Source organism: Marinobacter sp. V032, from assembly GCF_052645435.1.
In genome coordinates this window covers 2,320,573-2,333,388 of sequence record NZ_JBQXYE010000001.1, presented here as the reverse complement: position 1 = coordinate 2,333,388, position 12,816 = coordinate 2,320,573, and the positions used below count along the sequence as shown (strand labels likewise).

The window sequence follows — 12,816 nt, the reverse complement described above, 5'->3', positions numbered from 1 at the left end:
TGAGTCTTAGCCCACAGGCTCAATGCTGCCATCCACAATCTGACCATCAAACTCACTGACGATACGCTGTACATACGGATCGTCTGCGATAGCAGATTCGGCCGCTTTCTGACGCGCAAGGCGGGCTCGCTCTGCGAAGGCTGAAGGAGTTGCCTCTCCCGGTGCCCCCTCAATGATGACCAGTTTCAGTGTTTCGCCAAAATATTCATTCAGTACGTCGCTAATGCGCGAGCGGTGGCGATCATTCAGCAAGCGCGCATGGCCTGAGTCCAGCGTGATGGAGATCGTATCGCCTTCTTTGCTGAACGCACCCTGACCAGCGAGATTACCCGCCATGCCGGTGAGCCCCAATACCCTGAAATCCCGTTGCCACTCAAAATCAGCCGGCGCGACAGCGGCGTCGGTCGCGGTAACAGCGGCAGGCTCAGTTGAGCCAACTGCGCCCGTTTTTTCGCCGGCACCGGATTCAGTTACAGCGTCACGGCTAACCTCTTCAACGACTTCGGTTTCCACAACGGGCGGTTCAGGCAGGTCATCCGGGTCACCCTGTTCACCAATCGGAGTATCCGATGCCTGTCGGTGGGCGTTAACGTCCTCAGTTTCTTCGGTGACAACAGGTACCGGCTGCTCATCATCCACTGAGGTGTCGCCCACCTGAATATCGTCGTAGGCGCTCAGCGGAACTTCATCATACTGTCGGGGCTGTTGATCCTGCTGCGGATCATCCAGGCCAGGTGCCGGCTCGTTGCCCTGCACTTCAGAAACTGCAGGTTGAGGTTCGGCCGCAGATTCAGACGCTGGCGATTCTGGCTCACTAATAATTTCCGGTTCAACTGAAACTGGCGCCGGTGACAGCTCGGCAGCAGGCTGTTGCGAAAGTTCAGCAGCGACGGGTTGTTTTTCGGCAACCGGTTCCACAACGGGTTCAATCGGTTTTGGCTGGACGTCGGGAGACGCGGTTGCAGGGTCGGGTTCGTCTTTCGCCTGCTGCACCGGTGTTGATGACGCGCCGGACTGCCCTGCTGGGGGCGGCTCTCGCCGATCGCTACCGGGGCGAAATGCCAGCATGCGCAGCATGGCCATTTCAAAACCCATCCGGGCGTCCGGAGTGATCGCCAGATCCTTTCGCCCGATCAGTGCCGCCTGATAAAACAGCTGCGCATCTTCGGCACAAAGTCGCTTTGCGAGCTCCTTGACCTGGTCCGCATCGCCGAGCGCATTGTCGGCGCTTCCCGGCACAACCTGCTCCAGGGTAATGCGGTGAAACAACGACAGAAGATCGGACAGGATCATGCTGTAGTCAGGGGAAAAATCGGCGATACGGGCGATCTCAGTCAGCATTGCCGGACCATCACCTTTTACGAGCGCTTCGACGATCTCCTGAATGTCACGTTGATCAATTGTTCCCAGCATCGCACTGACATCACTGGCCGCCAGCTTCTGGTTACCAAAGGCGATCGCCTGATCCGTCAGGCTGAGCGCATCACGCATACTGCCATCGGCAGCGCGCGCCAGCAGCCAAAGTGCCGGGTCTTCAAAGGGGATTGTTTCTTCCTTCAGGACATAGTTCAGGTGACCCACAATGTGCTCTGGCGTCATCCGCTTCAGGTTGAACTGGAGGCAGCGCGAGAGAATGGTCACCGGAAGTTTCTGGGGATCGGTGGTGGCAAACAGGAATTTAACGTGTTCAGGCGGTTCTTCCAGTGTTTTCAACAAGGCGTTGAAACTGGAATTGGACAGCATGTGGACTTCGTCGATCAGGTATATCTTGAATCGCCCACGGGTCGGCGCGTACTGAACATTGTCCAGCAGCTCCCGCATATCCTCTACTTTGGTGCGGGATGCCGCATCGATCTCAATCAGATCAACAAAACGCCCACCCAGAATTTCCTGACAGCTATTACACTCGCCACATGGCGTCGACGTAATGCCGGTTTCGCAGTTGAGGCAGCGTGCCAGCAACCGGCCGATGGTGGTTTTGCCAACCCCGCGTGTGCCGGTAAAAAGATAGGCGTGATGCAGCCGCTGATGGTCGAGTGCGTGAACCAGAGCCTTGAGCACATGCTCCTGGCCGACCATATCCTGAAATGTTTTTGGCCGCCATTTCCGGGCCAGTACCTGATAACTCATCGAATGCGTCGCGTCCCGTTGTTGCTGGCCTTTGGAACCTCTGAAGAAGTCTATCGGCGATATGGCAACCTTAACATGAGCCCGGAATGATAAGAAGAAAAGCAGCAACGATACACCGGCTTTTGAAGCATTGGTGAGTGCCACATAGCAGTCGGGAAATGTTCGGGGTAGAGGTTTTCGAGGGGCAGAAATGGGGGTGGCCCTACCAGCGACACTCCGGCACACGAATCCACCGCTGTGGCTGCTCCCTTCCGGGCCTGACCAGGTTCACGGTTTATCATTGCGGAGGCACCAGCAGAGCCACCATAACGATCCGGTATTAACCGGATGCGGCGCGCATGTTAACAGGCAGTACTCCCTGCTTCAACGGCTTTTTAAATCGATCTCGCACGCCATGTCCTGAAATGCCCTGTCTGAACGACCGGGTCAGACGGCTATTCCCTGAATCGGATCGCACCGGAACCAACAAGCGATGCTGTAACGGGTCCGCTGCGCTCGCAACACTTCGTGGGGCACCTCTTCACTCAGAAAGAAAACCATGCGCCCGGCTTCAGGCAAAACAGTCGCGCAAATCTCGTTCTCGCTTTCCCGATTGAAGATCTGCAACTGGCCGCCATCAGTGGGAAGCCAATCTTCATTGAGATAAAGCACCGCGCTGACAATACGGGAAGAGCGACCCCGGAAGCTGTCCAGATGCCGCCGATAAAAGTCCCCTGGCTCGTAAGTCGCATAATGCGCCTCATAACGACGCAGGCCAAGGAACAACTTGCGATTCAGGCCCTCTTTCAGGGAATCGAGAAAGCTGAATAAACTCGACTGCGCAGCACTCAAACCATTCAGCCATGCAATCTGGTCACGCCGGATCGATCGGTCCTGAGTATGTGCAGCACCTCGTCCGATACCGGCAACCTCAAGCGCGTTGGTTCGGTGCAGCGCCAAGATTTCCGTCCGCAAATCCTGCAACAGACTTGCAGGCACCAGGCCCTCAACCGTCGAGGACAGCCAGCCCAACTCCGCCAGGTTGACCGCAAGCGTTTCCAGCCACGATTCCAGTGCGGCTTCTCCAGACAGTTCAACCGGCAGCGCCGGGGCCGCAGCCGATGCAATAGGCGGTATCGGAAACATAAAAAAGTGCCCTGAGTGATGTGGCGGAATTCTACGCCAGATTGCGCTCGATACCGCCATTAAATCATCACTTCAGTTGCATCAGTTAATACCCTTACGGGCGCGCGACCTCCGTCAGCTTGCCCTTGGAGCCTTCCGCAAGATCGGCAATGGCATCACCGTCAAACGCATCCACCCGTATAACGTCATAGAGCGCCGCAAGCGCCTCAATCAGCAGGTCGCGCTCTTCTGATTTGATCGCGCCTTGCTTGATAGCCCAATCGACAAGCTCTTCACGCTGGTGGGCCATCAGCATGCTGGCATCATGCAGCTCATCACTGTCTGAATTGCGGATGGCATCATGCAAACGGTCGCGCAGTTCGCGGGTTTCGTTGGCAATACGGTAGGCATGCAGAACGCGACCGACCGGGTCGTTGCTGGCCTTGGCAAGATAGACGCCCTGCACTATCCGCTGCCGCACCGGCGTATCCTTGACGATACTCTGGGCCACTTCGGCCCCCAAAGCATCACCCGGGCCTTTGAGCCTTGCGCCAGTCGGGAAAACCAGCAGTTTCAGAGGTATCCGGAGCGAACGCACCGGATATTCTTCAATCAGCTTTTTCAGACTTGCCTGAAGATCGGCAAGCGATTGCTGAAGCGCCCATTCCACCACCGGGCGGTGAGCTTCAGGGTAGCCATCCTCGTGCCATTGCTTGATAACAGCTGAGGCGTAATACAATGCCACCAGGGCGTCGGCCATTCTGCCAGACAGGCGCTGCCGTGCTTTGAGTCCGCCGCCTATGGTGAGCAGCGTCACGTCGGTGAGTACTGAAAATGCAGATGACAGTCTCGCCAATTGACGGTAGTAAGTCTGGAGCTGCCCCTGCGCGGGCACAGGCTCCAACCAACCCTGGCTGACACCCAGCACAAAGGACCGCATAGCATTGCGGGTAGTGTGGGCAATATGCCTATAGAACACCTTGTCGAAAGCTTTCACGCCTTCATTCTGGTCATCCATTCCCGCTGCATCGATTTCATCCACAATAAACGGATGGCACCGAATCGCCCCCTGACCGAATATCATCAGGCTGCGCGTCAGGATGTTGGCACCTTCAACCGTTATCCCGATGGGTACCGCATCGTAAGCACGGGCCATGAAGTTACGCGGGCCTGTTATAACACCCCGCCCGGCTACAACGTCCATGGAATGGTTGATCACTTCCCGCATCAAATCTGTATTACGGAATTTGAGTACCGCAGATGGCACAGACGGGCGAACGCCCCGATCCAGCATACCCGCGGTTAGCAGGCGGGCGGCATCCATCATGTAGGTGTACCCGGCAATAGGTTCAAGCGCCTCCTGAACCCCCTCGAACTGGCTGATGGACCGACCAAATTGCTCTCGCACACAGGCATAGGCACCGGTTGTCAGCGATGCCAGCTTACCGGCACCGGTACCCAGTGCCGGAAGCGAGATGCAGCGGCCGATGGACAGACATTCCAGCAGCATCGTCCAGCCCTTGCCCACCATCTCCGGGCCACCAATAACCTGATCCAGCGGAATGAATACATCCTTGCCCCATGTAGGACCATTCATGAACACTGTATTCATGGGCAGGTGCCGGGCGCCGTGATGCACGCCTTCTGTGTCATGAGGCACCATCACACAGGTCACGCCCCGATCTCGCCCCTCACCTAGCAGGTTGTCAGGATCGAATACTTTGATCGCCAGACCCAGCAGCGTGGCAACCGGCGCCAGCGTGATATAGCGCTTGTTCCAGGTCACTTTAAGACCGAGCACTTCCTCGCCATTCCATTGGCCACGGCATACCACGCCTTTGTCGGGGATCGCGCCGGCATCGGAGCCCGCCACGGGGGACGTCAGCCCGAAACAGGGAATCTCCTCACCAGAGGCCAGGCGTGGAAGGTAATGCTGTTTCTGTTCATCGGTGCCGTAGTGTGCCAGCAACTCGCCTGGCCCCAACGAATTCGGAACCATCACCGTTACCGCAGCTGATACGCTGCGGGTCGATATTTTCATGACGATCTCTGAATGGGCGGTCGCAGAAAACCCCTTACCACCGAATTCCTTGGGTATCACAAGCCCGAAAAAGCCCTCATTCCGGATAAACTCCCACGCCTCTTTGGGCAGATCATAGAGCTCATGGGTAATGCGCCAGTCATCCAGCATTTCGCAAAGCGTTTCGACCGGCCCTTCGAGAAAGGCTTTCTCTTCGTCTGACAAGACTGCATGCGGGGCGTCCAGCAACTTCGACCACTCGGGCCGACCGGAAAAAAGCTGGCCATCCCAATCCACACTGCCGGACTTCAATGCCTCGGACTCGGTATCGGATAATTTGGGCAGACGCTCCTTGACCCAGTCAAGCAACGGTCGGCTCAGCCGTTCGCGACGGAACTGACTGGGAATAACCAAGAGTAGCGATGCCGCCAGCAACAAGCCGCCGATAATGACGCTCGCGAAATGCCAACCGTCCTGAAAGGCACCCAATACTGTCGCAACAACCAGCACCCCGGCAGCGGTAACTCCGCCGATACCGAAATAAAGCAGTACAACAGCACTGAGGATAAGAAACAGCACACTCATGATGGTTTCTCCTTGTCCAACACTGGTCAGTGGCGCAAATGTTCGGGTTCCGACAAGCCCCTTGGTTTTCCGGACCCGTCCATTATGAAACGATGAAAATGTAACTTGCTGAATTCGAGTCTGGTCATACGACTCGTATCGACACTATGATCACAAAACCCAGGGAGACTCAAACCAATTTCTTAAACTGAAGCTTCCAAAGCAAAGGTTAGCGTTAATGTCACGAAGCATTGAAGCATCATCGTTTTGTCGCACGGTTCGCATTGGCGAGCTGGAAGCAATTGAAGTAACTCATCCGTTATTTTTCGCCCGCCTGTTCACTCAAGGCGCGCATTTGACGCACGTTGTCCCAACCGGGCAGGACAACCTGATCTGGATGAGTGATACAGCACAGTTCACCACCGGCAAGGCCATCCGCGGCGGCATCCCCATTTGCTGGCCCTGGTTTGGCGATCCCGACCGCAACCCCGAGCCAGTTGCAACGCGCATCGGTTCGGAAAAGGCGCACGGCTTCGCCCGCACAGCCGACTGGTCATTCCGCAGCGTGGCAGAGTCTGACTCAGCGGTGGAAATTGAGTTATCGCTCGACGCCTCCGCGATCACCGGGTTTGGCGACTGGCCATTAATGGCCGTCATCACGTTTCGTTTTACTGAATCCGGATGCGAGTTGAGCCTGACCACCACCAACATGAGCGAAACCTCGACAGCCTTCACTCAGGCCCTTCACAGCTACTTGCCAACACCGTCCATTGATGCAACATCTGTGAGTGGTTTTGACGGTGTTCAATATGTCGACACCCTCGACGAGTGGCGCGAGTTTCTCCAGGACGACGTCGTGGTGTTCAAGGGCGAAACCGACCGCATATACAAGGCAGGCGGCCAGGCCTCTATACACACGCCAGCAGGTACCATTCGGCTGTCCGCAACCGGAAGCCAGTCAACGGTTATCTGGAATCCAGGACCGGAAAAGGCTGCGCGCTTGTCTGACTTCCCGGACACGGCCTGGCGAACGATGCTCTGCGTAGAATCGGCCAATGCACTGACAGACTATGTTGGTTTAAAACAGGGGCAGTCACACCGATTAAACCTGAGCATTTCCCGGCAATAGGCACCTTTATATTCAGGCGCATTGCCATCGGTCGCTCGCCGTACAGATGACAATGCGGCATATTTCCTGCACGCTCCCAATCATCAATCGGACATTGTCGGCATCAGTCGTAATCAGTTGCTTTGACGAACAGCATATTCAGGAACCGGACATGGGATTAAGAACTTTCCTCAAGAACAAGATCGTCCCACAGGCACTTGAAGATCAGATCAACCGCATCCGAAAACCCATTGGAACCCTGGGCTATGACCCTTGGGGCTACAACAACGAGTCGGTCAAAATCGGCTTCACCCTCACCCGCCAGATCTACGAAAAGTACTTCCGGGTGACGGCCGATGGCGTTGACAACGTGCCTGCCGAAGGCCCGGTACTGATCGTTGCCAACCACAGCGGCCAATTGCCGCTGGACGGCTTGCTCATTGGCTATTCACTGGCAGCACGGGAGCGCCTGCCGCGCATTCCCCGAGCCATGATCGAGCGTTTTTTTCCAACCGTGCCTTATCTTGGCAACATGCTGAATCAGGTCGGCGCCATTCTGGGCGACCCCGTCAACTGCGCAAAGATGCTGGCCAATGACGAAGCCATCATCGTCTTTCCCGAAGGGATTCGCGGATCAGGCAAGCTGTACCGGGACCGTTACAAACTCAAGCGCTTCGGCAACGGTTTCATGCGGCTGGCGATGGACTACAACGCCACGATCGTTCCTGTTGGCGTTGTGGGCTGCGAGGAAACCATTCCAGCCATCGCCAATATTCGCCCCCTTGCTCAGGCGCTTGGTGTTCCCTACGTGCCGGTAGCGTTACCCGTGATACTCCCGGCCAAGGTTATCCTGAAGTTCGGAAAACCGATGCATTTTGATAACGCCGATATCCCCGAAGACAAGGTAACGGAGCGCGTAGACGTGGTGAAAGCAGAGATCAGCAAGCTGATTGACCAGGGGCTGAGTGAAAGGAAAAGGCTGTTCTGATGACCAACAAAGCAAAACCCACCATCCTTGTAACCGGCGCAGCCGGCGCACTGGCCCAACAGGTCATTAATCGCCTGCGTGATGATTACCACCTGGTTGCCGTCGACTTCCGTGAACAGGTCTATCTCGGAGACGACATTCCCAGCTATTGTATCGATTTCAACAAGCGGGTTTTTGAAGACCTGTTTCGCCGTTACGAATTTGAAGGCGTGATCCACCTTGGGCGCATCATGTCCAGCCAGGAAACCCGCATGCGGCGCTACAACGCCAACGTGCTCGGTACCCAGAAACTGCTCGATCTCAGCCATAAGTACGGCATCACCCGGGTAGTCGTGCTTTCGACCTATCACGTATACGGTGCCAACGCCTATAACCCGGCACTGATCGATGAAGAAGCGCCGCTCAAGGGTGCCGGCCTGAGTATGGATCTGATCGATTCAGTCGAGCTGGAAAACCTTGCCAACATCTACCTTTGGCGCTATCCGGATCTGAACATTACGGTACTGCGCCCCTGCAATATCGTCGGTCCCGGCGTGCGCAACTCGATCAGTACCTTGCTTGCGAGCAGGCGCGCGCCGGTGCTGGCAGGCTTTTCACCTATGATGCAGTTCATTCATATCGATGACATGGCCGATGCCATGGTGCTAGCTTACCGAAAAAATCAGCGCGGCGTGTTCAATGTCACGCCAGATGACTGGGTGTCCTACCAGCACGCATTGCAGCTGTGTGGCTGCACACGCATTCCGCTGCCCTCGATTCCTCCGGTATTGCCACGGACGATCGCCAGGCTCCTGAATCTGAGAAGCTTTCCACCCTATCTGATGCTGTTTTTCAAATACCCTGTGATCATCGACGGCCGCTCATTTCGTGACACTTTTGGCTTCAAACCCAAGCGGCCACTGAAAGAAGTCTTCCGCTATTACAGGGAAAACAAACAACCCGTATGAGGCGTCAGATATGGGTGAATGATCAAGCCTGCAAACGTCCCGCTATATCAACGACATATTTCTCACTATAATGACCCTGGAAGCGGTGCGAATGTTCTGGCCTCCGGCCCGGCTTATTGCTTTACTCACTGCGCGGTAAAAGGGAGAGTCTGGTCAGTAGCTCCCCGGCACCCTAACTCACAGGACGAGTTGCTTCATGGTGATCAACTTCAGTCTCGTCAGCCACGCTGCCGCAGCACTCTCGTTTTTACTACTGGCGATACTGATCGGTACCCGCTATCTCAGGCGAAATACTGATCGCGCACTATTGCTGGCCGCACTCGTTTCGGCCATTTGGGCCGGCTCGCTGGTGGCCCAGATCATCTGGAACCAACCCCCGTTCTTTATCCGTTATCTGCTGGAACTGGTCCGCGATGGCGCCTGGATCGCTGTACTCTTTGCGTTACTCAAAGACAGCTCCCGCTCCGGCACACTGGCAACAAAGCTACGACGGATAATCGGAACCTCAAGCGTCATCCTCATCATCACACTGCTCACCTGCGGGACTCTTGAATACGCCCTTGGATGGCAGCTATTTGACGGAAAAACCAAAATTATCGGCCAGATCGCGCTCTCTCTGCTCGGGGTCTGCCTGGTGGAACAAATCTGGCGTAACTCTGTTTCTTTCGGGCGCTCAAGTATCAAGTACCTTTGCATCGGCATCGGTGGCCTCTTCGCCTACGACTTTTTTATGTACTCCGACGCGCTTCTGTTTGGTCAGGTGTCGGACTCATTCTGGACTGCGCGTGGCGCTGCGAATGCCTTCTTCGCGCCGCTCTTTGCGATCAACATGATCAATACCCGCAAGCAGCCGGTTGAATTTCAGCTGTCCCGCAATGCAATCTTCCACGTCGGTGCACTGATCTTTGCCGGCGGCTACCTGTTGTTCGTCGCAGCGGGCGGCTACTACGTGCGCGCGTTGGGCGGAGCCTGGGGCGAAGCACTGCAGATTCTGTTCCTGACAGCCTTTCTCGCCCTGTTCGCCGCACTGCTCAGCTCAACCCGCTTTCGCGCGCGCTTGATGATTTTTATCAGCCAGAACTTCTTCGACTACAAATACGATTACCGTGAAGAATGGCTGAAGATGACCCAGATTTTCGCCAACGTGTCTGAAGATCCGCCTTTACCAGAGCGCGTGGTCCGTATCCTTGCTGATCTAGTGGAAAGCAATTCCGGCGCCTTGTGGATCAAAGATGAGGATCACAATTTCGCGCTCCATACTTCGGTCAATATTCCGCCACCGAAGTACACCACCATTGACGGCGAATCCGATCTGGTGCGTTTTTTCGGCGAAAAAGAGTGGATCATCGACCTCCATGAATACCGGCATGACCCGGTGCGTTATGAGCTACTCGAGATCCCTGATGCAGTACTCAAATTTTCCGATGGCTGGCTGACCATTCCGCTTTACCTGGGTGACGATCTCTACGGCATTTGCCTGGTGGGCAACCCCTACGCCAAAGTAGAACTGAACTGGGAGAACTTCGATCTCATCCGGGTTGTTGCGCGCCAGACCTGTAACGTACTGGCCCAGGCTGATTCCCAGAATCGCTTATCCCGTGCCATGCAGTTCGAAGCGGTCAGCAAAGCGTCTGCCTTTATGGTTCACGACCTGAAAACCATGATCGCCCAGCTATCACTGCTGGTGAAAAATGCTCAGCGCCACCGAAACAACCCTGAATTTATCGACGACATGATCACCACCACAGAGCATGCGGTGAACAAGCTATCCAATCTGGTGGATCACATTCGCAAGCCCGCTACTGATGAGACCCCGGTTCAATCCGTCGATCTCGCCGTGATTATTGATGATCTGGCCAAACACCATGCCCGCAATCAGCCAAAACCGAAGTTCAAGCCACCTGAAGACGCCGTCACCGTTAAAGGTGACCCTGAACAACTGCGCAGCGTGCTCAGCCACCTGATCCAGAATGCTCAGGACGCAACGCCACCAAACGGTGATGTCACGCTGACCATGAAAAAAAGCGTCGATAACGTGGTGCTGTTTATTCAGGACAGCGGCACAGGTATGTCCGAGGACTTCATCAAGATGAAGCTGTTCAAGCCGTTTGAAAGCACCAAAGGCCTTGCCGGCATGGGGATAGGGGCCTATCAGGCTCGGGAGTATGTTCGTCAGATCGGCGGCAACATTGACGTCACCAGTGAACTTCAGGTTGGGTCTTGCTTTTCTGTCCGGCTCCCCCTCGCTCGGGATGATGAACAAAATAATGCCGGTGAGAAGCCAGATCAGAATGAGAGCACGATCAGTCAATTGACGGGCGATGCATGATGCGCTGCTATGGCCTTAGACTACGGATGGTAAACGCAAATGCATCGGATGCGCGTTATGTGTCGACTTAGGGTATGCAAGACACCAAATAAGGGGCAGAATTAGAGTAACAATATGTTAACTTGAATTCTGCAGTTCGTTAGAAGGCTATTGAAGACGGTACGCTCGGGCCAACATGATGTTACCCGTACAGTCTCGCCGTTTCAGTTCAATAAAAGGACTTGGTTCTGTTGTGAGTAAACGTCTTTTAATCGTCGAAGATGATCCGGGCCTGCAAAGCCAGATGCGCTGGTGCTTCAGTGATGACATTGAAGTTGTCATGGCCAGCGATCGGGATTCAGCCATTACTTCCCTCCGCCGCTTTGAGCCTGAAGTCGTCACTCTTGATCTGGGTTTACCACCTGATCCGGGCGGCGCCACCGAAGGGTTTGCGCTACTTGAGGATATCCTTCGCCTTGCGCCGAATACCAAAGTCGTGGTTGTGACCGGCCGTGAAGACAAGGAAAACGCAGTACGCGCAATCGGGATGGGGGCCAGTGATTTTTATCAGAAGCCTCTCGATGCCGATATCCTCACCTTTGTGGTCAACCGGGCGTTTCGGTTATCAGAGCTTGAGCGGGAAAACCGCGAACTGGCCCAAAGCCGCAACGGCACCAATATCAAGGGCATTGTAGCTGCCAGCCCGCAAATGCTTGCGCTTTGCAGAATGGTGGAGAAAGTCGCACCGGCGGATGTCACCACCCTCATTATTGGCGAAACCGGCACTGGCAAAGAACTGTTCGCACGGGCGATCCATGACCTCAGCCCCCGCGCGGGTAATGCATTTGCAGCCATCAACTGCGCCGCCATTCCCGAGAATCTGCTTGAAAGCGAGCTGTTCGGCTTTGAGAAAGGCGCATTTACCGGCGCCACCCAAAGCAAAAAGGGCAAGATCGAGATGGCCAACGGCGGCACGTTGTTTCTGGATGAAATCGGGGATATGCCGATGGCCCTTCAAGCCAAGTTGCTACGATTTCTTCAGGAGCGCGTAGTGGATCGCGTCGGCAGCGTTAATCCTGTCCAGGTTGATGTGCGCGTGGTCTGCGCAACCCACCGCGATGTCAAACAGCTCGTTGCCAATGGTGATTTCCGGGAAGATTTATACTACCGGATTAACGAAATCACACTGGACGTTCCTGCTGTACGAGAACGGGATGGCGACGCCATGGTCATAGCCCAGTCATTGCTCAAGTCGCTGGGCAAACAGATGGAACGCCCTCAGCTATCGTTCGCCGAAGACGCCATCAACGCCATCAAGAGCTATCACTGGCCCGGCAATGTTCGCGAGATGATCAACAAAATCAAGCGCGCAACCATCATGTCCGAAGGCAAGCGCGTTACGGCTGACGACCTTCAACTCATGACCGACGAGGAAGCACACGACGGCAACGTGCTGAACCTTCGTCAGGTACGGGAAGATGCAGAGCGTATCGCCATCAAACATGCACTGCAGACCAGCGGTTTCAATATGGCGCAAGCCGCACGATTACTTGGGGTCACCCGCCCTACTCTTTATAACCTGACTGACAAATACAAAATAGAAACCTCTCCTGTGGCGTCTGACGCATAGGCGCGCGCTGAGCACCA

8 protein-coding genes and 1 other RNA gene are annotated in these 12,816 nt (G+C 55.3%); 5 read left to right on the top strand and 4 right to left on the bottom strand.

Translation table 11 applies throughout. From position 1 onward, the window contains the following. Positions 1-6 precede the first annotated feature (6 nt). The 4 genes from dnaX to ACUN9X_RS10600 all read right to left on the bottom strand — a co-directional run bounded on the left by dnaX (position 7) and on the right by ACUN9X_RS10600 (position 5,839). Entirely contained in the window at positions 7-2,130 is a 2,124-nt protein-coding gene (gene dnaX / locus ACUN9X_RS10615) for a DNA polymerase III subunit gamma/tau (protein ID WP_445473026.1), read from the bottom strand. Positions 2,131-2,330: 200 nt separating this feature from the next. Further along, positions 2,331-2,427: signal recognition particle sRNA small type (gene ffs / locus ACUN9X_RS10610), an RNA gene on the bottom strand. 129 nt (positions 2,428-2,556) lie between these two features. Beyond that, positions 2,557-3,255, bottom strand: a complete 699-nt coding sequence (locus tag ACUN9X_RS10605) for a 2OG-Fe(II) oxygenase (RefSeq protein ID WP_445473025.1) — start codon at positions 3,253-3,255, stop codon at positions 2,557-2,559. A 94-nt stretch (positions 3,256-3,349) separates the two neighbouring features. Continuing rightward, entirely contained in the window at positions 3,350-5,839 is a 2,490-nt protein-coding gene (locus ACUN9X_RS10600; RefSeq protein ID WP_260035481.1) for an acyl-CoA dehydrogenase, read from the bottom strand. 217 nt (positions 5,840-6,056) lie between these two features. Between ACUN9X_RS10600 and ACUN9X_RS10595 the strand changes: the two genes are divergently transcribed. The 5 genes from ACUN9X_RS10595 to prsR all read left to right on the top strand — a co-directional run bounded on the left by ACUN9X_RS10595 (position 6,057) and on the right by prsR (position 12,799). After that, positions 6,057-6,947, top strand: a complete 891-nt coding sequence (locus ACUN9X_RS10595) for a D-hexose-6-phosphate mutarotase (protein ID WP_445473024.1) — start codon at positions 6,057-6,059, stop codon at positions 6,945-6,947. Positions 6,948-7,098: 151 nt separating this feature from the next. Continuing rightward, positions 7,099-7,914 (top strand): lysophospholipid acyltransferase family protein, encoded by an 816-nt coding sequence (locus tag ACUN9X_RS10590; protein ID WP_445473023.1) that lies wholly within the window; start codon positions 7,099-7,101, stop codon positions 7,912-7,914. Further along, the gene (locus tag ACUN9X_RS10585) at positions 7,914-8,861 is read left to right on the top strand and encodes an SDR family oxidoreductase (RefSeq protein ID WP_445473022.1); all 948 of its coding nucleotides are present in this window, start codon (positions 7,914-7,916) and stop codon (positions 8,859-8,861) included. The genes ACUN9X_RS10590 and ACUN9X_RS10585 overlap by 1 nt, the downstream gene beginning before the upstream one ends. Before the next feature lie 196 nt (positions 8,862-9,057). Beyond that, entirely contained in the window at positions 9,058-11,190 is a 2,133-nt protein-coding gene (gene prsK / locus ACUN9X_RS10580) for an XrtA/PEP-CTERM system histidine kinase PrsK (RefSeq protein ID WP_260035474.1), read from the top strand. Positions 11,191-11,422: 232 nt separating this feature from the next. Next, positions 11,423-12,799, top strand: coding sequence for a PEP-CTERM-box response regulator transcription factor (gene prsR, locus ACUN9X_RS10575; RefSeq protein ID WP_260035472.1), 1,377 nt, complete (start codon positions 11,423-11,425; stop codon positions 12,797-12,799). Positions 12,800-12,816: the final 17 nt, after the last annotated feature.

Bases quoted from the DNA above. Each gene is read 5' to 3' on its own strand.
- dnaX (WP_445473026.1), bottom strand. From the start codon at position 2,130: ATGAGTTATCAGGTACTGGCCCGGAAATGGCGGCCAAAAACATTTCAG.
- ACUN9X_RS10605 (WP_445473025.1), bottom strand. From the start codon at position 3,255: ATGTTTCCGATACCGCCTATTGCATCGGCTGCGGCCCCGGCGCTGCCG.
- ACUN9X_RS10600 (WP_260035481.1), bottom strand. From the start codon at position 5,839: ATGAGTGTGCTGTTTCTTATCCTCAGTGCTGTTGTACTGCTTTATTTC.
- ACUN9X_RS10595 (WP_445473024.1), top strand. From the start codon at position 6,057: ATGTCACGAAGCATTGAAGCATCATCGTTTTGTCGCACGGTTCGCATT.
- ACUN9X_RS10590 (WP_445473023.1), top strand. From the start codon at position 7,099: ATGGGATTAAGAACTTTCCTCAAGAACAAGATCGTCCCACAGGCACTT.
- ACUN9X_RS10585 (WP_445473022.1), top strand. From the start codon at position 7,914: ATGACCAACAAAGCAAAACCCACCATCCTTGTAACCGGCGCAGCCGGC.
- prsK (WP_260035474.1), top strand. From the start codon at position 9,058: ATGGTGATCAACTTCAGTCTCGTCAGCCACGCTGCCGCAGCACTCTCG.